The sequence below is a fragment of the Moraxella sp. I5G genome (genome assembly GCF_055193055.1).
Map to the genome: position 1 here is coordinate 23,176 of NZ_JBUXLH010000013.1, position 22,212 is coordinate 45,387.

The window sequence follows — 22,212 nt, forward strand, 5'->3', positions numbered from 1 at the left end:
ATCCATCTTATTATTGATAATATATTTACATTTTTATCACAGTTTTAATATTGACAGATAAAATTGATAAATATTTAACCAAGAAACCATTTATGACCAAAAAAAACACCAAATACCACCAAAAAAATAGCCAAAAACCCAGTCAAGTGCGTATTATTGGCGGACAATACAAACGTCGCTTAGTGTCATTTATTGAAGCAGATGGGTTACGTCCCACTCCTGACCGTTTACGCGAAACTATTTTTAATTGGCTATTGGCGGATATTCATGACGCACTGGTGCTTGATGTTTGTGCAGGTAGCGGAGTTTTGGGTTTTGAGGCATTATCAAGAGGCGCAAAATGTGTTACTATGATTGAGAAAAATATAAAGCAGATAGATGAATTAACAAAAAGTATCAATTTGTTAAATATTCATCAAAACAGCTTAACACTCATTCATGGTTGTGCCAAAGAAGTCCTAAAAACGCTGGATACGCCTTTTGATGTTATTTTTCTTGACCCGCCCTACTCGTTGGATTTATGGGCAACGCTACTAAACGGTATCATTGACAGTCATCTGTATCATAATGATAGTCTGATTTATATAGAAAGCGACAAGCCTTTGGAATTGTGCGTACAAGGCATTGACGTTACTTTTGTAAAACGCACCAAAATTGGACAAGTGTATGCAGGAATTATTAAAATCAACGCTCGCTTTATCAAAAAATAGTCTTGCCGTGTCAAAAAAAGCTTCTATCAATAACACGTTTGGTGAGCCTGTCAGTGTCGCCATCATCGGCCATACCAACACTGGCAAAACATCATTAATGCGAACTTTGCTTCGTGATTGCGATTTTGGCGAAGTCAAAAATGCTGCTGCTACCACTCGTCATGTTGAAGTTGTTACCGTCTCTGATGAACAAGATAACCCTTTAATTCGCCTATATGACACGCCCGGGCTTGAAGACGCAACAGGCGTGATGGATTATTTACAAGAATATACCGATGGGCGGCTTGATGGCGTAGACCGATTAAATGCTTTTTTGCAGGCAGTTAAAGAACAAAACCCAGTTTTGGAAAACGATTTTTCTCAAGAAGCCAAGGTTATCTCTGCTTTACTTGATGTTGATATCGCCATCTATGTAATTGATGTGCGTGAGCCAGTTTTGGCAAAATATAAAGATGAATTGGCAATTTTAGCCAGTTCAGGAACCCCGGTTTTACCCGTTTTTAATTTTATTAAATCAGGCAGTCCTTATATGGCAGAGTGGCAAGAAATGTTAGCACGGCGTGCCTTGCACATCATTAATGCCTTTGATACTGTCGCATTTGATTTTGATGCCGAAATTTCTTTGTGGAATAACCTAGGCACACTGACCTCCGCTCCTGTTTTTGAAGCTCTACGCGATGAGCGCACTTATGTTTGGCATGATATGTCAGAAATTGGTAGTTTAATGATTGCTGATTTTTTGGTTAATGTTGCCAGTTTTAGTATAAAAATCAATGAACACGACGACCCAAAACCCGTGCTTGCCAATATGCAAACCGCTGTACGTCAGGCGTTTCATATTATGCAAGAACGCCTGCTTGAGCTTTATAAATTTTATCATGTGGCAACTGATGAAGGTGAAATGGTTGTTGAAGGCAATAACCAAGACATTTTTGACCAAGAGCTTTTGGCGCGTTATGGCATCCGTGCAGTCAGTGGCGGTGTTGCTGGCATGATTATTGGTGCGGGCATTGATGTGGCAACTTTAGGAGCGAGCCTAGGATTAGGAACAGCAATTGGTGGAGTTATTGGTGGTATTTTACCCAATAGCTTAACCATCAAAGATAAAATGATGAACGTTAAAACCATCAACATCAGCAGTGAAACTTTAACACTACTTGCCACTCAATCACAAAACCTGCACCATACCCTGCGTCATCGTGGTCATGCTAGTCTTGAAGTCATTCATCTACAACGCGATGTTACTTTGCCATGGCAAACTGATAGACTACCATCAGCGCTCAAAAAAGCACGTGCCAATCCGCATTATTGCAGTCTAACCACACATTATGATGATAAAACCAGTTTACGTGAGGAGCTTGTTGAACGTTTAATGCCGCTGCTTACTGAGCATTTAGAAAAACTCAATGCCTGCCCGTAAGCACAAACCATGAATGACAAATAACACCCACCATAACCCCTAAAGTTAAATAAAAAACTTAGCGGTGATTGCCTGATTTAATTAATCTGACAAACCGCTAAGTCTTTGATAAACAACTGCACATATTCATTATTTTGCCATTGATTAATCTCAAGAGTAAACAAAATGTGTACCTGACTGGCTCGATAGTCCCAATTATCAACATCATAATTAAACCAAATCGCTTCTATTGGGTAAAGTACACCGGGAGCATTTAAAGTGAGTTTTAGATGCTTTTCTTTTAAAATTCTAAAATTAACCACTTCAAATACACCATCAAAGGCAGGATGAGCAAACCCATTGCCCCAAACACTGATATTTTTTAAAGTACGAACAAAGCTCAAACTAAAATCGTTAGCGATTAATTGACCATCAGTAAACCGCTCTTCATTAAATACTTCATCATCAAACTCTTGCATGGCAGTTAGCAGTGCCTGACCAAAAGCATTAAAATTTTTCTTATAAATTGTTAAGCCTGCCGCCATGGCATGCCCACCAAAATGCAAAATCAAATCTGGATTAGCAATCGCTACAGCTTCTATGACATCGCGGATATGCACGCCTGCAATGGAGCGTGCTGAACCTTTGATTAAATCATCATCACCAAGTTTGGCATTATCAGCAGGCGCAAATACAACGGCAGGTCTATAAAGCTGCTCCTTAATTCTTCCAGCAACAATACCAATTACTCCTTGATGCCAACCATCTTGATACAAACTGATTGCTTTGGGTGGATTTTTGTCATCGCTTAAATGCAATGTTTCAATAATATGAGTAGCCTCATCTCGCATTTGAGATTCTATGGCGCGCCGAGAATAATTAAGTCGCCCCAATTCTGTCGCCAGATGATGGGCGGTTTCATAATCATCAGCCAACAAGCATTCTATACCTGTACGCATATTATCCATGCGACCTGCCGCATTAATTCGAGGCGCAACTACAAATCCAAAATCATCAGCATTTACTTGACGATAATCACGTCCTGCCTGCTCAAGCAGCGCTAAAATTCCAAAGCAACAATCTGCTTTAGCAATTTGTGCTAAGCCATGAGTTACCAAAATTCGGTTGTTTTTATCCAATACACCTAAATCAGCTATTGTGCCCAGCGCCACCAAATCCAAATATTTGGCTACTTTTGTGGTGGATTTACCCATCTGTCTTCTGACTTTGGCGACCCGTCCCATTACATAAAACGCCACACCCACACCAACCAATGATTTGCTTTTAAAAGTACAGCCTAATTGATTAGGATTGACAACGGCAGCAGCCTCTGGGCTGGGTTTGGTGGTTAAATGATGGTCAGTTATCACCACATCCACACCCAATTGACGAGCCTTTTGCACGCCTTCATGGCTGGAGATGCCGTTATCCACAGTAATGATTAGATTTGGACGAAACATCTCCACACCGTATTCTACAATTTGTGGAGTCAATCCATAACCAAATTTAAAACGGTCTGGCACCAAAAATTCAACATCACCACCCATTTCACGCAAACAGCGCACCATTAATGTAGTTGAGGTTGCGCCATCACAATCAAAATCACCAACAATTAAAATACGTTTTTTCTCATCAAGCGCTTTATCAATTGTCAAAACTGCTTTATCAATATCTAATAAATCGCCTGCGGGTAAAAGTCCAGATATAGACATATCCATATCATCAACAGACAGTACACCACGAGCGGCAAATAATCTGGATAAAGTTTGACCATAAGTTTGTTGTAATTCATCTGAAATATGTGAGTACAAACGTGGTGATAGCGTTAGGGTTTTTGGTGTAAATTGCCCAATAACTTGGCGAAAATCCCAAGTTTGACTGGTTAGATGGGTATTGGTTAGATGGGTCAAACTAGCATTAGCAAACTTTTGAGTGGACTGCTGTTGAGCGGATTGTCTATCGGTATAATTGGAAACGTCAGGATATTTGGTAAAAACACTGTTTTGAATTTCATCTTTACTCATAGTTACTCTTTTGTAATTGTGTTAATTTTCTTGATATTGTAGCATAAATTATTCAATAAAAATTTACCCCTCTTTTTCACTTATTTACTGTTTTTTATAATTTATCTACCTGGTAATTTTTGGTTCATGTTAGTTTATTTTATACCATTACATTTTTTTACTTTAAATCCTGTAATTAGACCCCATTTTTAAATAAAATCACCCATTTATTTTATTGGAGCACTTATGTCCACTCCCATTGTTGATAATGTTAGCCCTTATCTTGATTTAGATAAAGTTCGCAAAGAATGCCAAGATATGGTAAAGGCTCGCGCCAAAATTTCAGCAGGTGTTGCTATTATTCCTTTACCCTTTTTAGACGTGGCTATTGATGTTGTGATGCTATCCCAACTTTTTCCCAAAATTAATGCTCGTTTTGGTTTAAAAGACCCCGATTCTTTTGATGAGGCAACTCGCCAAAAAAATATTATGGAACGCATTACAGCTATCGGAGGTCTGATTGCAACACGTGGAGTTGTTAATAAAACCGTCAAAGGTTTTGGTACGCGTTTGATTGGTAAACAAATTGCCAAATACATTCCTTTAGGCGGTCAAATCTTTGCTGGAACACTTGGTTATATCATATTTAAAAAAATCGCAGATGAGCATATTAATACCTGTTATGATATCGCTAAAAAAGCTCAGCAATCAGCTCAATAATCCATCGTACACCTTACACAAATATCAATTCATACCCATCTGTCTATTTTTATTTAGTCAGATGGGTTTTTTAATCTTATTTTGATAAGAATAAGAAACAATCATTATTATTAATAATAAGCATTATCATATATAACATCTTTTTGCAATTTTTATAATGATTTTATATGCAATCATTTATAAAAACATTGCCTTTAGTTTGAGAAAATCCTTTAAAAAGGATAAAATACGCAATAATTTGTTATGAATTGAAAATTGATTTTTATAAAAGGTTTTACTATGTCATTTGTTGTTACTGATAACTGCATTTTATGTAAATATACTGACTGTGTTGAAGTGTGTCCTGTGGACTGTTTTTATGAAGGTCCTAATTTTTTAGTTATTAATCCTGATGAATGTATTGACTGCGCATTATGTGAACCTGAATGCCCTGCCAATGCAATTTTTTCTGAAGACGAAATTCCAGCGGGTCAAGAAGAATATCTTAAAATCAATGAAGAATTATCTGCTATTTGGCCCAATATTACTGAGAAAAAAGATGCTTTACCTGAACATGAAAGATGGGATGGCGTACAAGGTAAATTGCAATATTTAGTGCGTTAATTACTGCATTAATTTTTAAATAAATTGGGTATACATCTTCGTGTCTGACGAATTAGTCTTTAACAATTTAGCTTTGTCATTAAATAAGCCTTTAACTATTGGCATTGTTGCAGGTGAAGCCTCTGGTGATGCTTTGGGCGGTGATTTTATGGCTAAAATGAATGCACTTCATCCCAACGTTCGCTGGGTTGGTGTTGGCGGGGACGCCATGAAAAAGGCGGGATTAACTTCACTTTTTGACATAAAAAGACTGTCTGTCATGGGACTGGTTGAAGTTGTTAAACACCTACCAGATTTATTACTTGCCACCAAAGAGATTTTAGATGCGTTTTGCAGACACAACATTGATATTTTTGTTGGTATTGATGCACCCGATTTTAATCTACGAATCAGTAAGTCTTTAAAAAACCAAAGCCTAATTAAACCAGTTTTTTGTGTGCAATACGTTAGCCCAAGTATTTGGGCGTGGCGTGAAAATCGCATTTTTAATATCAAAGCAGTGACTGATTTGGTGCTTTGTCTATTTCCTTTTGAACTTCCAGTTTATCAAAAACATCAACACCCTGCCGTTTGTGTTGGTCATCCCTTACTTGCAAAATTAAGCCCAGATACCCGAACAGATACGGAGAAATTTCAAACATTTTTGCAAAAATTTAGTCCAAATTTTCCTAAACTGCTGCATTTTACCCAAAATGAACAAAAAATTTGCCTAATGCCAGGGTCGCGACTTTCTGAAATTCATACGATTTTACCACTGCTGGTAGAAACCATGGTTTGGCTTAATGATAAAGGCGACTTCTGTTATCTATTGCCTGTTATCAGTCAAGAACATAAAGACTTCATTGAGTCATTCATCCAAGAAACTGCGCCTGCTTTGTCCGCTAAAATTTGCATTATTTTTAACCAAAAATCTCAATTTGATATCGATGATTGTTCATCTTCTGCAAATGCGTCAGCCGCCAATTATCAGAACCTAAGCGTTAGCCAAGAAATCATGAATATAAGCTCTCTTGTTATTTTAGCATCGGGTACGGCAACGTTAGAGGCACTGCTATTACACCGCCCAATGATTGTCGTGTATAAAGTTAATCGCTTTACTTACTTACTTGCCAAGCGCCTGGTTAAGATTCCTTATGTATGCCTGCCCAATATTTTATCATTTAATCAAACCCGAAAACCCATCGTGCCAGAGCTACTACAGCACGATGCCAATGCTGAAAATATCGGTAAACACGCACTCAATATTTTAAAGCACCCATCAACACAAATTCATGAACAAAAAATAACCACTGACCTTCTTCGCCAAAACAGTCATGCTAATCCTGCTAAAGTTGTATTGACGTATTTTTTTGAGTAAACAACTATGATATAATGGGCGGCATTTCGTGAGCAATTTTCAAATGTTGCTTTAGCAAAATTATCAACAAATAAACAATGATCCAAATAATTTTTTGGATATTTTTATTCATTAATTCAACAATATACATGGGCATCATTCCCTAACGGGAAATTTTTTGTATATAAAACTATAAGTTATTTTAAAGGTTGCTATTTATGGTAAATACCGAAACCAAGGTGAGTCGCGAACAAAAAAAACGTCAAACCCGACAAGCGTTTTATAATGCCATTCTTGATTTATGTATAGCGGGTCAGTCTTACAGCTCTATTAGTTTACGTCAAGTTACCCGTCAAGTCGGTGTTGTACCAACCGCTTTTTATCGTCACTTTGAAGACATGGAGGAGCTTGGTAAATCTTTGGTTGAAGATGAACTAGGCGAAGCTTTAGCCACTTTACGTGAACATATGCAATTTGGGCGCAAACGCACACATGACAACCAAATCGCTAAAAGCGTGCAATTGTTCTTTAAAGCGGTGGATGCCCAACCTCGTTATTGGCAGTTTATCGCCAGCGAACGTTTTGGCGGCTCCAAAGCGGTACGACTTGCCATTGCTGAGCAACTTAGAACGTTTGCTAAGGTCATGAGTGCCGACCTTGCTTTACAACCTGGTTTTAGCCACATCAATGATGAAGACCGCTATTTACTTGCTGAAATTGGTGTAAATTTAAGTTTTTCATGGATTATTGATTGGCTAGATTTAACGTATATGCCAACTTTAACCGACGCTAATGCTAACGAAAAACTAGAAGCCGATAAAAAAGCAATGTTGCACAATTGCACCCGTCAAATGCAAATGACTCTATATGGTGCTTATAATTGGAAATCTGGCGAAAAAACCGTGTTAGATTGATTAAAAAATAGCCACTTTAAAAGTGGTTATTTGCTTTATTTAACTTTTAAGGTAAGGGCAATCTATGAGTGTTGCAGTAGGAACTTTGTTTATTATTTCCGCCGCATCAGGCACAGGCAAAACATCATTGGTTAAAGAACTTTTAGCGACCACCAAAAATCTAGTTGTTAGTGTTTCACACACCACCCGAGAGCCTAGACGTGGCGAGGTTGATGGTGAACATTACTACTTTACAAACAAAGAAGAATTTATGCGTTTGGTTGGTGAAGCTGAATTCTTAGAACACGCTGAAGTTTTTGGTAATTATTATGGTACAAGCAAAACTGTCGTCAATGATTTGCTTAATGCAGGTGTTGATGTAATTTTAGAAATTGATTGGCAAGGCGCTTTACAAGTAAAAAGACAGTTGAAAGATGCTGTATTAATTTTTATTTTACCACCCAACCGTGAAGCCTTACGCAGCCGCCTATCCAACCGAGCTCAAGACACCCTAAAAGTCATCGAAGAACGTTTGGCAGGCGCAGTTCGAGAGATGCAAGAATACGTCAATTTTGACTACATCGTCATTAATGATGATTTTAATCAAGCTTTAAATGAACTGCAGTCCATCGTCTGCACCTACCGATTACAAGTTACTAAACAAAGCGCCAAAAATCAACAGTTAATCAGCGATTTACTCAGTTGATTATTTAGTTTTATCAAAAACTTTATAGCAAATAAAAAATATGCTATAATGAAAGATTATTAATTTGTTAGTTTAAGAGTGTATCATGGCTCGTGTCACAATTGAAGATTGCCTAAAAAATGTAGATAACCGTTTTGAGTTGATTTTGGTTGCCAGTCGTCGTGCGCGCCAACTTGCTTTGGGTCGCGTTGAACCAACGGTTGCCCCAGAAAACGACAAACCAACAGTACTTGCCCTACGCGAAATTGCTGAAGGCAGTGTAACGCGTGCAATTTTAGATGAACCTGATGAAAATTTTATCAAAAGAGAGCCACCTAGTTTTGAGATGATTTTGATGGGCAATCACGGTTTCTAACCGTTATTTACTGACAAATCCAAATAAAAAAGTTGTACTTGTTGTAGTATGGCTTTTTTTTATGGTTAAAAATCACTCTTAGAAATTGTAACACTTTTTAAAAACCATTGACTTTTTTGATAAAAATTGATTTATTATCTCTTTTGACCGTGAGATTGCCATGCTAGCCAATTACCGCCCGCACGATATTCCAAGTACCATGAGCCACCCTTTGGTTGATGAGGCAAAAGCCAGTTTGATGCACGCTGTCAATTATCTAGCTGAAGATGAAAAAAAAGACATTGTTCGCGCTTGTCATTTTGGCGACATCGCCCACCTTAAAGACAAACGCAAATCAGGCGAACCTTACATTACCCACCCTTTTGCTGTAGCTGAAATTTTAGCAGGTTTTGGTTTGGATAGAGATACCATCATTGCTGCCATCTTACACGACACGGTTGAAGATACGGAAGTTACAGGTGAGATAGTTAAAGATGAATTCGGCGAGGTGGTTGCAAGACTGGTCGATGGTGTTACCAAACTAAAATCTTCTAGTATGAGCAAACAGCAAAGCAAAGCAGCAACTTTTCATAAAATTTTGGCGGCAACCATCATTGACCCGCGCGTGCTAATCATTAAACTTGCTGACCGTTTACACAATATGTCTACGCTTGACGCTGTACGCGAGGAAAAACAAAAATCCACTGCCCAAGAAACGCTGGATTTCTACATCCCTTTTGCACGCATCATGGGTCTAAATGACATTGCAGATTATATTGAACTTTTATGTTACCGCAATTTAAACCCTGTCATGTACACCAAATTTAATGATAAATTACTACAACATGGCTTGGGGCGAAATTTTCAAAAAATCAGTATCAGCACCTATCTGCAAGATTTACTTACCCAACTTGGTCTGTCGGGTCACGTCCAAGTTTTGGATAACCGCACTTCCATGTACCGGCAATTTTTTAAAAATCGTGGTGAAATTAACCGTCTTATTCGTCAATACGATTTTGAAGTGGTGCTTGATGATATTGGTGCTTGTGACAAATTGGCATTTTATTTAGTGCAAAAATACCAAATCGCTGACCGCAACATTCAAGATCATATCCGAAAACCCTTGGCAGGTGGCAATCAATCTTTAAGTCTAATTTATGAGGAAAACTATAATTATATCAAAGTTCTGTTGCTGACCAAACGCATGAAAGACGCATCACGTCTTGGCGTTATCAGTCGTGATAAAGGTGATATTAGCCAATCTGTCGTGCAAGCCAGCCTTAGAAATATGCAAGAGCTGTTAAACGCGCGTGGTGAAAGTGATAATGATGATGTATCCTTGGCAGTCATTGATGAACTAATGAACTATTTGCATGAACGTAAAATTGTTTGTTACAGTCCTCAAGGTCGAGCCTATGAATTACCACGTGGTTCGACTGCTTTAGATTTTGCCTATGCTGTAGGTCCCATGGTAGGCAATATTGCTGTTGGCGCAGACATTAATGGCGAACATGGCAAGCTTGGGTTGGTGCTTGCTGATGGCGACAGCGTGAACATCCAAACTGATAAAAACGCCACACCAAAAGCTGATTGGCTTGGTTTTATTGCCACCAACAAAGCGCGCAATGAAATTTTAAAATTTTTAAAACATCTGCCAGACGACCAAAAAGTTCATTATGGCAAAGAAGCTCTTATGCGCGCCTTAAAAAATTACGATAAAACCATTGATAGTTTAAATCAAAATGACTGGAATGATATTTTGGCGTGGCGTGGCGTGGCAACCCAAGACGAATTATTTATGCAAATTGCCACAGGTTCGTTATTACCGCAGCTTGTAGTATCACGATTGTTTAGTGAAGAGGTCGATATTGCCGATGGCAATGAAATCACTCAATCGCGTCATTTGATTGCGGGCGTCAAAGGCGTGGAAGTTACTTTTGGTCGATGCTGCAACCCTATTTATGGCGATAGCATCGTTGGTCATTTATCCGCCCGTCAAGGCTTAGTTATTCATCGTCATAAATGTTATTCACTTGAAGCCATTCGTGCTGATAACCCTTACCAAATCATTCAGATGAATTGGAAAAAAGACGTCAATATTGACCATAAATCGCAACAATTGCACTTTTCAGCGACTTTACGAATTTTTGCTTTATTAAATGAAGAACAAATCAGTCAGGTTATTTATGAATTAAAAGCGATGAATGTTGGCATTGAAAGCACATCGGTTAAAGCAGATGAAAAAGCCATTAAAGGTAAAATGGGCACAACCACCCTACAAGTGATTGTACGCTCAAGAACTCATTTATCCCAAGCTATTGAAAAACTACGCCAAATTTTAGGCTATCCTAACATCATGCGTTTATATCAATAACTGATTATTTTTAAGGATTTTTATGACTAAAGAAATCATACACACCCCCAATGCCCCTGCTGCTGTTGGCACCTATTCTCAAGCTGTTAAAGTATCAAACACAGGAAAAACCGTCTATATCTCAGGACAAATTGGACTGGACCCTAACACCATGACTCTAAAAGACGGTTTTTATGCACAAGCAGTTCAAGTATTTGATAATATTGAACAAATTGCAAAAGCTGCTGGCGGCAGTTTAAGTGATGTTGTTAAATTCAATGTATCTTTGGCAAATTTAAGCGACTTTGATGAACTCAATAAAATTTTTGAAAGTCGTCTTGTTGCCCCTTACCCTGCCCGCGCTGCATTGGAAGTTTCTGCCTTGCCTAAAGGTGCTTTGGTAGAGATTGAAGCCATTTTATACATTGAATAATTGTTATTAAAAAAACTCCTGTCAGTCAAATTAACGCCAAATTTAAGTAAATACTTAGTTGGCGTTTTTTTATTCTTTATTTTGTGATTTATTGTTTATAATAATAAAAACTAAAAAAGTATGCATTATGACAACTATGTTTGACCCAGAAAATCAACTTTTGCAAATTGCCCTACCTACACCACTTTATACGCTGTTTGATTATTTATGTCCTCAAAACTGTCTTGCAAATATCAAAAATACCTCAACAGACACTTTGATTGGTCGGCGTGTACAAGTGCCTTTTGGACGTCAGACCTTAATTGGTATGATTTTGGGTTATGTTGATAAAGACAAGAGTGATATTGACAGTCAAAAATTAAAAAATATTTTACAAATTATTGATAAAAAACCAATTTTTAATAAAACACAGTTAGATTTTGCCAAATGGCTTGCCAGTTATTATCATTATCCACTGGGCGAAACATTGGCAGTCATGCTACCAACCTTATTATTGCAAGGCGAATCTATAGAAAAAACAACCAAAATTTGGCACATCAGCGCAGAAGCTAGTGATGACAACTTTGTACAAAAAAAAATCAAAAAAACCGCTAAAAAACAATGGTCAGACTTTTTAATCATTAAAAACCATCCAAATAGTGATAAACAACGTCTAAAAAATCTTGGTGTAAGCACACGAAATTTAACTTTATTTCAAAATGCTGGTTTGATTGTTGAGGATATTTTAACCGATGTAAAAATCAATCCGCCAAAACTTAATCAGCCTGCCTTAGAACTCAATTCAGAACAACAAATTGCCGTAAATGCTATTCATAAAGCTTTGGATAATCATCAATACCAAGGGTTTTTGTTGGATGGCATCACAGGTTCTGGCAAAACGGAAGTTTATTTACAAGTCATTGATAAAACACTTAAAATGGGAAAGCAAGCCCTAATTTTAGTACCAGAAATTGGCTTAACTCCCCAAAGTCAAGTACGTTTTTCCGAGCGGTTTTGTGCCAATATTGTGGTTTTACATTCAAAATTAAATGATAAACAGCGACTTGATGGCTGGATAGATTGCCAAAATGGTCAAGCTCAAATCATTATCGCCACACGGTCAAGTTTATTTTATCCATTTGCCAATCTTGGATTAATTATTATTGATGAAGCACATGACGCGTCTTTTAAACAACAAGACCATTTGCGCTATCACGCCTGCGATGCTGCTCTTTACTTGGGATATATCAAAAAAATTCCTGTAGTTTTAGGAACAGCCACTCCCAGTCTAGAAAGCATTAAACTTGTACAAGATGGCAAACTTACTGAGCTTAAACTAACCCAGCGAGCTGGCAATGCTAAACCGCCAACACTTGAGCTGATTGATATGCGTCGTGGTGTGATGGATTATACCAATGTACTTGGAGAATTTCATCACAGTCATTTTGCGATAAAAACCATTGATTTGATTCGTCAAACACTAAAAAAAGGGCAACAAGTGCTGATTTTTTTAAATCGTCGTGGTTTTGCACCCATTTTACTGTGTCAAGCGTGTGGCTGGCAAGCCAATTGTCCAAATTGTAGCAGTCATCTAACCTTGCACAAAAACCACCTAAAAAAACCTGCGCATATCAATTCAAGTTATTTGTATGATTATCTCAAATGTCATCATTGCGGTTATCAAATCATCACCCCAAAAATCTGTCCCGATTGCCAAAGTAAAAATCTTGCTGATTTGGGGCAAGGCACAACCCAGTTATATGAGGAATTGCACGCTTTATTTGCCAATCCACAAGCCACTGACACCATTTACCCCATCATACAAATAGATAAGGACACCATGAGCCGAAAAAGTTCATGGTACGAATTAGGTAAAAAAATCAATACAGGCGACCCAATGATACTCATTGGCACGCAAATGATTGCTAAAGGTCATCATTTTCATCAAGTTACACTGGTGGTGGTTGCTAATGCCGACCAAGGTTTTTTATCACCTAATTTTCGTTCGCCAGAACACACCGCTCAACTGATTTTACAGGTAGCAGGACGAGCAGGACGCGCCGATTTAGCTGGCAGAGTTTTAGTTCAAACCTATCAGCCAAATAACCCATTATTGCTAGATTTAATCAAACAGGGTTATCATAAATTTGCTCACGATTTACTTATTGAGAGAAAACAGTTGCCCCTTCCCCCTTTTTGCCACGCAGCCATAATTTGTGCAAGTAGTACCAAAAGAGAACTTGCCAATGCTGCAATTATGGGTGCAAAAAATACATTACCTCAAAATGATGAACTTATGGTACTTGCACCAATACCTGCCGCGGTTACCAAAAAGAACAACCGCTACTACATACAGCTTTTAATTTTGGCTAAAAATCGTCGCTACTTACATGAAATACTGTCACAATATTGGTATCAAATGCCTTATTTGCCTACATCAAAAAATGTTAAACTAACTATAGATATTGACCCGATAGGCTGGTAAATAAATCAAATTAGTCAGCCAGTTATGCAGACTAACCAATCAAAAATTTATTTTGCAGACAACGCCCAAATAAATGTTGGTTAATTTGATTGATTTTTAATCTACTGACCCATAAAAGCGATAAATCCAAGTTTTATATGCCTAATCGGTCTTGTCTTTTATTTGTATTTGCTGCGATAATATAAAAAACTTTATGTAAAAAATAATCAAAAGTTTGACCTAACAAAGGTAAAAACTTCATTTTGGAAGGAAAATTTGATGAAATTCCCTTTATTAACAGTCGGTATTGTGTGTTTGGGTACTTTATTTTCTGCTGCCAATGGTGCGACCACCACTGTTTATAAAAGTGTTGGTAAAAAAGGCGAAGTCTTGTACTCGCAAATTCAACCCAAAAATGGCAAATACGAAACTTTAGAAATGCGCAGTGATGGACGCACTTCTGATGCAGGACAACAAGCCCAGCTCCCTGATGCAACTGCACCAGCGCCAACAGCTGCTGACAGTCAAAGAATTGCTGAACTTGAAAAACAAGTCAAAGAGCAACAAGCCAACGAAATGGCAAGACACTGTCAAAATATGCGTGCCAACCTTGCTAATTTAAGCACAGGCGGACGTGTTTATGAAACCAATGCAAAAGGTGAACGTGTGTATCTAAATGATCAAGAAATCAGTTCTCGTCGTCAAAGAACACTAGATGCAATCAATCAAAGTTGTAACGGCAAATAGTCTAAAAATAGGTATGGCTGTTTTAAATTATTATGCTTTTTAGCATAAGTTTTGTTAAAATAGACAATTTTGACATGACTACAGCAAAACAAATTGAAACAGCCTGTCCAAAAGCCTTAATAAAAGCATGGATAAAAACTCAAGCATTATCTTTAGGTTTTAGTGATTGTGGTTTTTTATCCGTGCACCATGATTTATTTGCCAAATCCACTACCCATTTACAAGCACGCTTATCACAAAATTTACATGGTGAATTAAAATTTTTAGAAGAAAATCATCATTTGCGTGCCAATCCTAGTCTTTTAGTTGCAGGTGCAAAAACCATCATCAGTGTTCGCATGGATTATTTGCACGAACTTCCAAAGCCCAGAACCATTAGTGATAACCAAAAACCCAACCATGCTATCATCGCTCGTTACGCCCGAGGTCGCGATTACCATAAAACGATGCGGCAAAAACTAAAAGCTCTAGCTCATTTAATTCAAAATGAATTACCAAGCTGGCAAGGCTTGGGGGTGGGCGCTGAAGATGATTTTATCTTTCGCCCATTTAGTGATTCAGCCCCCATCTTTGAACGCCCTTTAGCTGACGCGTGCGGTCTAGGTTGGACGGGTAAACATACCTTACTTATCAATCGTCAAGCAGGTTCTTTTTTTAATTTGGGTGAATTGTTTATCAGTTTAGATTTGGTGGAAAAAAACACCAGTACGCCTGTTTCTAGTCATTGTGGCTCTTGCAATGCATGCATCGATGTTTGCCCTACAAAAGCTATTATTGCCCCTTATACTGTTGATGCTAAGGCGTGTATTTCTTATTTAACTATAGAACACAAAGGCAGTATTGATATCAAATATCGTAAAGCAATTGGCAATCGAGTATTTGGCTGCGACGATTGTCAGCTGATTTGTCCATGGAATCGATACGCCAAAATCAGTTTGGTTGCCGATTACGCTCCCCGTCATCATTTAGATAATATTACTCTAAATCAACTCTGGCAGTGGCAAGAAAGTGATTTTTTAAGCTTTACTGAAGGTTCACCCATTCGTCGTGCTGGATATTTTGGATTTATGCGCAATATCGCCATCGCTTTAGGCAATAGCAAGCCAAAAAGACAACAAGAAAAACAAGAGGTTGTAGCTTTGTTGAATACTAAACTTGGGCAAAACGCCATATTGGATGAACACATTCTTTGGGCAATTCATGAAATTTATACCGATGAATAAGGAGAAAAAATGAGTATTTATGCTTTTGGCGATATTCATGGTTCAAATGACAAATTGATTGCTCTTTTAGACACTATCAACCCTAAAAAATCTGACACACTGATTTTTTTAGGCGATATGATTGATAGAGGTACAAACAGCAAAGGTGTGTTAGATACAATTATGACCTATGAAACCATTTGTCAAGTAATTACACTTTTAGGCAATCACGAACAAATGCTTTTAGACGCTTACCTTGATTTTACCAATCCTGATATGCTGGATTTTTGGCTACGTTATGGTGGTGATAACACGCTTTGGTCATTTGGTTTGACTGATGATTTGCATGGATTATTGAAAATTCCTCACCATTATATTAGATGGTTAAAATCTCGTCATCAATATTTTGAAACAGATAAATTTATCTTTACACACGCCACCCCAAAACCCAATCTTGCTTTAAAACAACAAGGCGAAATTGGTCTGCGCTGGCGACCTTTACACCATCATGATACGCCACACATTTCAGGTAAAACCATTGTGTGCGGACATACCACGCAAAAAGATGGGCGGGTATATCAACATCAAGGGCTTATTTGCATTGACACCTATGCTTATGCTGATGGATTTTTAACCGCTCTGCAAATTCCTGATGATAGTGATGATTTAGTCGTATGGCAAACAAATAAAAAATTAAGCACCAAAAAAAGTTTACTGCAACTTTTATAGACAAATGATAAAATTAAATTTTTTGTTTGCGCAATGTTGATGATGGAATATTCATCAATTCACGATATTTGGTTACAGTACGTCTTGAAATGCTGATACCTTCAGCTTCTAAGGCTTTGGTAATATTAGCGTCAGAAAGTGGTTTTTTGGGGTTTTCACAGGCAATCATTTCACGAATTTTAGCACTGATAGCGGTAGAAGAAACATCGCCTTCTTCACTACCAACGCTGGATGAAAAGAAATATTTTAATGGCAAAAGCCCTTGTGGGGTTAGCATGGTTTTATTGGTTGTTAAACGTGAAACTGTGGATTCATGCAGCCCCACTTCTTGAGCGACGTCTTTTAGAGTCATTGGAATCATCGCTTGTACTCCACCTTCAAAAAACCCTTGCTGACGCTGAACAATACAGGTTGCCACTTTTAATAAATTTTGATTGCGTTCCTCAATGCTACGAATAAACAATCGGGCATCCGTCAAATGCTCTTTTAGATATAAATTGCTTGGGCTTTCATCTCCTTTTTTGATTAGGCTGGCGTATTCTTGATTGATTTTTAATTGAGGTAGAACGTCAGGGTTTAATACCACTTTCCATGCACTGGTATCTTGAGTATCTTTTAAAGATTTTTTATGATACACGCCATTTTTATGATTTAAGGCAATCACCAAAATATCCGGGACATCAACTGCTTGTTCTTGGTTGTCATCTTCTTGATAAAAACTTGTTGCAGGCTCTGGGTCAAGTGTGCGAATTAGGCTCATTGCGCCTTTAATTTCATCCACAGTCAATCCTGTTGCTTGCATTAATGCTTTGATGTTGTTATTTTCCAAATAACTTGTTGCTGATAACACCAAATAAGCCTCATCAGCAAATGGCAAATCCAAATTTTCTCTAATTTTTTCATTTAGTTGAATTCGTAAACATTCTGCCAAATTTCTTGCACCCACTCCTGTTGGTGAGCACTCCTGAATGCTCTTTAATACTGCCATAATTTGAGCAGGCGTGATTTCTTTTTCCCATTGATAAAAAGATGCCATCAAAGTTAAGTTTTGGTGCAATTCATCAATGTTTAAGCGAATATAACCAGAACCATCCATTGCATCAATCAAATATTCAGCGATGATCTGTTCATTTTGAGTTAGATGTTTAAAATTCATCTGCCAACGTACATGGTCTTGAATAGTTGATTTGGTCGCTCCCACATACCCATCAATTTCTTCATCAATTTGTCCACGCACATTAAAATCACCATCATAATCTACATCACTTGCATAAACATTATCCCAGTCATTATCGGTTGCCTCGCCATCAAGCTGGTTTTGAGATAATTTATCGTAACTGTCAGCCTCACTATCATCGCCAAAACCATCGTTATCTGGTTTTTCACCTTTGGTTTGCCAATTATTATCCGTCCAATCATCAAAAGTTGGCGTATCAAGGCTGACCATCTCTGGCTCTTCTTCTATTCTTTCTAGTAATGGATTATTATCCAATTTTAGCTGAATTTCTTGTTCCAGCTCTAAATGCGACAATGCAAGCAAGCGAATTGCCTGTTGCATTTGCGGGGTGAGCTTTTGTGATGTGTTAAGATTAACACCCAATCCAAATGACATACTCATAAAAATAATCCAATCGCCATATCAAGTAAAAAACAAGATAAATCCAACAAACCAAACAACCAAATCACATTTCACCATTATTCATATTTTGGTATATTTTTTGCATTTTTTATGGATAAATGATTAAAATGTTGATTTTTTATAATCTGACAAATTTTTATTAATCGTTCTAAATATATACACAATTTTAATGCCATGATATAGAAATATTGTGTCATTTCTTTGGTATTTCATCAATTATTTATTAAGTAATTACTATTAACTAATTGTTTTATAATGTTATTTTTGTAATTATTTTATTTTTCTTTTAACATAAAAGTTAAAAAAATTAACATAAAATTAACATAAAATCCATCAAACCATAATCTCAAAAAAATTGCCTTATGCAAAATAAGTGGCGCATTTTGTCTGTACTGACACATTATATCCATGATAATAGTATGGATTTTTATGGACAATACCAAAAAACAATCCTGTGATATAATCTAAATGTCTATCATTAGAGTGATTATATGCAAGATTTTATTTCATCCTTTGCCAGCATTGACCAAAAAGCAATGTGGTTTTTACCATTTTTAGATATCCACCAAGCACTACATGCCCAAATAGTAAATCACCCACCAAAAAACCTAGCTGGTTGGTTAAACGCGTATTTTACTCGTCAAACCCTAAATATATCTATACACAATACAGACAAAAAATTAACTTTTACCAGCCAAGATGACCTCCCTCACGGGACATCCTACGAACAATTTATCTTTCATCAACACAAAATCCCCACTCGCAACAATCTACATGACTGGTTTGGAGCGTGCATTTGGTCTTATTTTCCCAAAACCAAAGCTTTATTAAACCATAAACATTGTCAAAATTTTACCCAAAACAACCAGCGAAATCGGCTTCGCGATACCATCACTGTATTTGATGAAAATGGGGCAATTTTGGTGGTTAGCGATGAAATGATTGGCGAGGCGATTGCTGATTCTTTGGCAAAATTTGACTGGCAGCACTGTTTGGTGGACAATCGTTTTTATTGGCATAATCCCATCAATCCTAAAGCTAATGACAAGGCTCAAATCATGATTTTTGGGCACGCTCTACTAGAACAGCTAATTACACCCAGAAAAGCGTTATGCAGCCACACCGTTATTATCAATGTACCATCAACATTTTTTGGTCTATCATTAAAAGATAAATATGCGTTTATTGATGAATGTTTATGTTGGCAAATGGATAAATTTTTACAAGATGGTGTTACCCCTCAAATGCTCAATCCTTTGCCAATACTTGGCGTACCTTATTTTTGGAAAGAAAATCAAAATCCAGATTTTTATCAAGATTCATTTGTTTTTCGCAAAGGTCGTAAAAACAGCTAGCAAACTAGGATAAATCATGCATAAAATAGCCCTTATTTTACATTTACTTGGCGCTACAATTTGGGTTGGTGGACATTTGTACCTACTAATTCGATTAATGCCAAATTTTATTAAAAATAATGATGTTGCCAGTTTTTTAGCGTTTGAAAAAAGCTATGAGCCACTTGGTATGACAGCCTTGGCAGTGCAGGTAATAACGGGCATTTATATGTTAAATAATATTTTGCCAATTTCGCTATGGTGGTCGCCAATGGGCGCTTTAACTGCTTTGATTCATGCCAAATTAACTTGGTTGGTTTTAACCATCTTAACCGCCATGAGCGCTCGTTTTGGTGTCGTTGCAAAGCTAGAAAATAATACTCATAACAAAAACACCCTAAAAATCATGGGTGTTCATGTTTTATTGGTTAATATCTGGGCAATTGGTTTTGTGATTACAGGGGCATTTTTTCGCTGGTAATTTTAAAGCTGGTCAAACTGTTGCCAGCTTAATGCCCCTGCTTTAAATTAGCCTTGCAATAATCCAATATCTGCCACACTTAAAAACAGCATGCGGATTTGACTTAGTAATGCCAAACGATTGTTTTTCAAGTTCACATCATCAACATTCACCATTACGTAGTCAAAAAAATCATTGAGTGGTTTATCCAAATGAGACAAGGTCAGCAATAATGCCTGATAATCAGCAAAATCCAGCATGGGCTTTGTAGCTTCTGCCGCTGCTGCAACTGCTTGGTATAACGCCACTTCAGAAGGTTCATGCAATAACTGCACATCAACAGCTTGAGCGGAAAAATCAGCTTTTGCTAAGATATTAGCCACACGTTTATTGGCTTCAGCCAAAGATTTTGCCTGAGAAAGCTGGCGAAATTCTTGTACTGCGCGCACACGTCTATCAAAATCAAATGGTACATTTGTATTAATTTCTTGCACTGCGATAATGGTATCTACCGCTACGCCTTGCTCTGTGTACATAGCACGATAACGCTGAGCAAAAAATTCAAGTACATTTTGCACGGTGTCTGATGAAATTTTATCGCCATATGCTAAGGCTGCCTGCTCAACAAGTTCTGCTAAATTTAGTGAAAGCTGTTTTTCAATTAAAATTCTTAGTACACCAATGCTATTTCTGCGCAGACTAAAGGGGTCTTTTGAGCCTGTTGGCGCTTGCCCAATTCCAAAAATTCCAACCAATGTATCTAATCTATCTGCTAACGCTAGCGCTATACCAATTGGTGTATTTGGCAAAGCATCGCCACTAAATTTAGGTAAATATTGCTCAAAGATAGCTTCGGCCACTTCTGGTGCTTCATCTTTTTTAGCGTAATAAGTGCCCGCAATGCCTTGTAGTTCTGGGAACTCACCTACCAAAGTGCTAGCAAGGTCGCATTTTGATAGTAAGCCTGCTCTGGTTGCCTTTTTGGCATCAGCACCAATTTTGGCAGCAATAAAGGCAGACAACTGAGTAATGCGTTCGGATTTTTCCCAAATTGTACCTAATTTATCCTGAAATACCTGATTTTTCAAAGAATCAGAAAACGCAAATAATGGCTGTTTTTGGTCTTGCAAAAAGAAAAATTCAGCATCGGCAAGGCGCGGGCGCACCACTTTTTCATTACCTAAAATAACCTGATTTTTATCAGTGCTATCAATATTGCTGATAAATATAAAATTAGGTTTTAATTTGCCATTGTTATCTATTAAACAAAAATATTTTTGGTCAGATTGCATGGTACTGATTAAGGCTTCTTGTGGCACTGCCAAAAATCGTTCATCAAAACTGGCAAGCAGTGCAATGGGTAAATCCACCAGCGCAGTAACCTCATCTAAAAGCTCATCAGGAATGACAGCAACCGCTTGGGTTTTATTGGCTAGCTGCTCTACTTGGGATAAGATATCTTGTCTACGTTTATTAAAATCAGCGATAACTTTATGATTTAACAATATTTTTTCATAATCATTCGCATGAGGTATGTCAAAAAATTCTGGGGCGTGATAACGATGTCCACAGCTTTGATTTGAAGTCTGATGTCCTTGAATGATTGTATCAATTACTTGATTATTTGCCATCAAGACTACCCATTTGACAGGGCGTACAAACTCTTCCTTGCTTGCCCCCCAGCGCATACGTTTAGCGATTGGTAAATCATCCAAGGCTTTTTGAAAAATTGCTGGTAATAAATCGGTTGTTTTTTGACCACTAATCTGTATTTCGTAGCCAATATAGTCGCCTTTTTCGGTGTGAATTGTAATGAGTTTATTTTTATCAACACCTAGACCCTGAGCGAAACCTTGTCCTGCTTTGGTTAAATTGCCATCTGCATCAAATGCCGCTTTAACAGAAGGTCCTCTTTTTTGTTCAGTTTTATCAGGCTGCTTTTCGCTTACAGCAAAAATCTGCACCGCCAAACGGCGTGGCGCAGCATAGGCTTTTATTTCGTCAAAAGTAATATCAGCATTTACCAGTGCATTTTTAACATTTTGCAATAAAGCATCGCGCAACGTTTTTAGATTTTTTGGTGGCAACTCTTCTGTGCCAAGTTCAAATAGAATTGTGGTCATTTTTTACTCTTTATTTACAATAATCATGGCATTTTTCTAGATTAT

General features: G+C 37.5%; 19 protein-coding genes. 16 read left to right on the plus strand and 3 right to left on the minus strand.

Annotation, left to right across the window (positions count from 1 at the left end; all coding sequences use genetic code 11):
• Positions 1–92 precede the first annotated feature (92 nt).
• Together rsmD and ACZBKJ_RS07775 are read left to right on the plus strand one after the other, a co-directional pair.
• Positions 93–710, plus strand: a complete 618-nt coding sequence (gene rsmD, locus ACZBKJ_RS07770; RefSeq protein ID WP_463200437.1) for a 16S rRNA (guanine(966)-N(2))-methyltransferase RsmD — start codon at positions 93–95, stop codon at positions 708–710.
• Positions 667–2,130 carry a GTPase/DUF3482 domain-containing protein gene (locus ACZBKJ_RS07775; RefSeq protein ID WP_463200438.1) on the plus strand — a complete coding sequence of 488 codons (1,464 nt, stop codon included), beginning with the start codon at positions 667–669 and terminating at the stop codon, positions 2,128–2,130. Before rsmD ends, ACZBKJ_RS07775 begins: the two co-directional genes overlap by 44 nt.
• A gap of 77 nt (positions 2,131–2,207) precedes the next feature.
• Here ACZBKJ_RS07775 and recJ read toward each other — a convergent pair whose 3' ends face one another.
• The gene (recJ, locus tag ACZBKJ_RS07780; RefSeq protein ID WP_463200439.1) at positions 2,208–4,133 is read right to left on the minus strand and encodes a single-stranded-DNA-specific exonuclease RecJ; all 1,926 of its coding nucleotides are present in this window, start codon (positions 4,131–4,133) and stop codon (positions 2,208–2,210) included.
• 225 nt (positions 4,134–4,358) lie between these two features.
• On the opposite strand from recJ, the gene ACZBKJ_RS07785 reads away from it, so the two are divergent.
• From ACZBKJ_RS07785 to ACZBKJ_RS07840, 12 genes are all read left to right on the plus strand, one after another.
• Positions 4,359–4,832, plus strand: a complete 474-nt coding sequence (locus ACZBKJ_RS07785; protein WP_463200440.1) for a hypothetical protein — start codon at positions 4,359–4,361, stop codon at positions 4,830–4,832.
• A gap of 279 nt (positions 4,833–5,111) precedes the next feature.
• Entirely contained in the window at positions 5,112–5,435 is a 324-nt protein-coding gene (gene fdxA, locus ACZBKJ_RS07790; RefSeq protein ID WP_463200441.1) for a ferredoxin FdxA, read from the plus strand.
• Between the two features lie 40 nt (positions 5,436–5,475).
• Positions 5,476–6,792 carry a lipid-A-disaccharide synthase gene (lpxB, locus tag ACZBKJ_RS07795; protein ID WP_463200442.1) on the plus strand — a complete coding sequence of 439 codons (1,317 nt, stop codon included), beginning with the start codon at positions 5,476–5,478 and terminating at the stop codon, positions 6,790–6,792.
• 197 nt (positions 6,793–6,989) lie between these two features.
• Positions 6,990–7,685 (plus strand): TetR family transcriptional regulator, encoded by a 696-nt coding sequence (locus tag ACZBKJ_RS07800; protein ID WP_463200443.1) that lies wholly within the window; start codon positions 6,990–6,992, stop codon positions 7,683–7,685.
• A 64-nt stretch (positions 7,686–7,749) separates the two neighbouring features.
• A complete protein-coding gene (gmk, locus tag ACZBKJ_RS07805) occupies positions 7,750–8,370 on the plus strand; it encodes a guanylate kinase (protein WP_463200444.1) in 621 nt (206 codons plus the stop codon).
• Positions 8,371–8,455: 85 nt separating this feature from the next.
• Complete coding sequence (gene rpoZ / locus ACZBKJ_RS07810) at positions 8,456–8,725, plus strand: DNA-directed RNA polymerase subunit omega (RefSeq protein WP_463200446.1); 270 nt, start codon at positions 8,456–8,458, stop codon at positions 8,723–8,725.
• A 160-nt stretch (positions 8,726–8,885) separates the two neighbouring features.
• Positions 8,886–11,078 carry a RelA/SpoT family protein gene (locus tag ACZBKJ_RS07815; RefSeq protein ID WP_463200447.1) on the plus strand — a complete coding sequence of 731 codons (2,193 nt, stop codon included), beginning with the start codon at positions 8,886–8,888 and terminating at the stop codon, positions 11,076–11,078.
• A 22-nt stretch (positions 11,079–11,100) separates the two neighbouring features.
• Positions 11,101–11,490, plus strand: coding sequence for a RidA family protein (locus ACZBKJ_RS07820; protein ID WP_463200448.1), 390 nt, complete (start codon positions 11,101–11,103; stop codon positions 11,488–11,490).
• Between the two features lie 127 nt (positions 11,491–11,617).
• Positions 11,618–13,954 carry a primosomal protein N' gene (locus tag ACZBKJ_RS07825; protein WP_463200449.1) on the plus strand — a complete coding sequence of 779 codons (2,337 nt, stop codon included), beginning with the start codon at positions 11,618–11,620 and terminating at the stop codon, positions 13,952–13,954.
• Between the two features lie 258 nt (positions 13,955–14,212).
• Positions 14,213–14,680 (plus strand): DUF4124 domain-containing protein, encoded by a 468-nt coding sequence (locus ACZBKJ_RS07830; RefSeq protein WP_463200450.1) that lies wholly within the window; start codon positions 14,213–14,215, stop codon positions 14,678–14,680.
• A gap of 74 nt (positions 14,681–14,754) precedes the next feature.
• Positions 14,755–15,903: a tRNA epoxyqueuosine(34) reductase QueG gene (queG, locus tag ACZBKJ_RS07835; protein WP_463200451.1), complete on the plus strand. Its 1,149-nt coding sequence runs from the start codon at positions 14,755–14,757 to the stop codon at positions 15,901–15,903.
• Positions 15,904–15,912: 9 nt separating this feature from the next.
• A complete protein-coding gene (locus ACZBKJ_RS07840) occupies positions 15,913–16,611 on the plus strand; it encodes a metallophosphoesterase family protein (protein ID WP_463200452.1) in 699 nt (232 codons plus the stop codon).
• A gap of 13 nt (positions 16,612–16,624) precedes the next feature.
• On the opposite strand, the gene rpoN is transcribed toward ACZBKJ_RS07840, so the two are convergent.
• Positions 16,625–18,229 carry an RNA polymerase factor sigma-54 gene (rpoN, locus tag ACZBKJ_RS07845; protein ID WP_463200453.1) on the minus strand — a complete coding sequence of 535 codons (1,605 nt, stop codon included), beginning with the start codon at positions 18,227–18,229 and terminating at the stop codon, positions 16,625–16,627.
• A 512-nt stretch (positions 18,230–18,741) separates the two neighbouring features.
• Between rpoN and ACZBKJ_RS07850 the strand changes: the two genes are divergently transcribed.
• Positions 18,742–19,605, plus strand: a complete 864-nt coding sequence (locus tag ACZBKJ_RS07850) for a DUF3025 domain-containing protein (RefSeq protein ID WP_463200455.1) — start codon at positions 18,742–18,744, stop codon at positions 19,603–19,605.
• Positions 19,606–19,621: 16 nt separating this feature from the next.
• On the plus strand, positions 19,622–20,065 hold the full coding sequence (locus ACZBKJ_RS07855) for a hypothetical protein (RefSeq protein WP_463200457.1): 444 nt from the start codon (positions 19,622–19,624) through the stop codon (positions 20,063–20,065).
• 47 nt (positions 20,066–20,112) lie between these two features.
• On the opposite strand, the gene glyS is transcribed toward ACZBKJ_RS07855, so the two are convergent.
• The gene (glyS, locus tag ACZBKJ_RS07860) at positions 20,113–22,167 is read right to left on the minus strand and encodes a glycine--tRNA ligase subunit beta (protein WP_463200458.1); all 2,055 of its coding nucleotides are present in this window, start codon (positions 22,165–22,167) and stop codon (positions 20,113–20,115) included.
• Positions 22,168–22,212 lie beyond the last annotated feature (45 nt).

Coding starts and splice junctions, on each gene's coding strand:
- ACZBKJ_RS07830 (WP_463200450.1), top strand. CDS start 14,213: ATGAAATTCCCTTTATTAACAGTCGGTATTGTGTGTTTGGGTACTTTA.
- ACZBKJ_RS07815 (WP_463200447.1), top strand. CDS start 8,886: ATGCTAGCCAATTACCGCCCGCACGATATTCCAAGTACCATGAGCCAC.
- rpoZ (WP_463200446.1), top strand. CDS start 8,456: ATGGCTCGTGTCACAATTGAAGATTGCCTAAAAAATGTAGATAACCGT.
- recJ (WP_463200439.1), bottom strand. CDS start 4,133: ATGAGTAAAGATGAAATTCAAAACAGTGTTTTTACCAAATATCCTGAC.
- queG (WP_463200451.1), top strand. CDS start 14,755: ATGACTACAGCAAAACAAATTGAAACAGCCTGTCCAAAAGCCTTAATA.
- ACZBKJ_RS07775 (WP_463200438.1), top strand. CDS start 667: ATGCAGGAATTATTAAAATCAACGCTCGCTTTATCAAAAAATAGTCTT.
- fdxA (WP_463200441.1), top strand. CDS start 5,112: ATGTCATTTGTTGTTACTGATAACTGCATTTTATGTAAATATACTGAC.
- ACZBKJ_RS07820 (WP_463200448.1), top strand. CDS start 11,101: ATGACTAAAGAAATCATACACACCCCCAATGCCCCTGCTGCTGTTGGC.
- ACZBKJ_RS07855 (WP_463200457.1), top strand. CDS start 19,622: ATGCATAAAATAGCCCTTATTTTACATTTACTTGGCGCTACAATTTGG.
- ACZBKJ_RS07800 (WP_463200443.1), top strand. CDS start 6,990: ATGGTAAATACCGAAACCAAGGTGAGTCGCGAACAAAAAAAACGTCAA.
- ACZBKJ_RS07840 (WP_463200452.1), top strand. CDS start 15,913: ATGAGTATTTATGCTTTTGGCGATATTCATGGTTCAAATGACAAATTG.
- ACZBKJ_RS07850 (WP_463200455.1), top strand. CDS start 18,742: ATGCAAGATTTTATTTCATCCTTTGCCAGCATTGACCAAAAAGCAATG.
- rsmD (WP_463200437.1), top strand. CDS start 93: ATGACCAAAAAAAACACCAAATACCACCAAAAAAATAGCCAAAAACCC.
- rpoN (WP_463200453.1), bottom strand. CDS start 18,229: ATGAGTATGTCATTTGGATTGGGTGTTAATCTTAACACATCACAAAAG.
- glyS (WP_463200458.1), bottom strand. CDS start 22,167: ATGACCACAATTCTATTTGAACTTGGCACAGAAGAGTTGCCACCAAAA.
- ACZBKJ_RS07825 (WP_463200449.1), top strand. CDS start 11,618: ATGACAACTATGTTTGACCCAGAAAATCAACTTTTGCAAATTGCCCTA.
- gmk (WP_463200444.1), top strand. CDS start 7,750: ATGAGTGTTGCAGTAGGAACTTTGTTTATTATTTCCGCCGCATCAGGC.
- ACZBKJ_RS07785 (WP_463200440.1), top strand. CDS start 4,359: ATGTCCACTCCCATTGTTGATAATGTTAGCCCTTATCTTGATTTAGAT.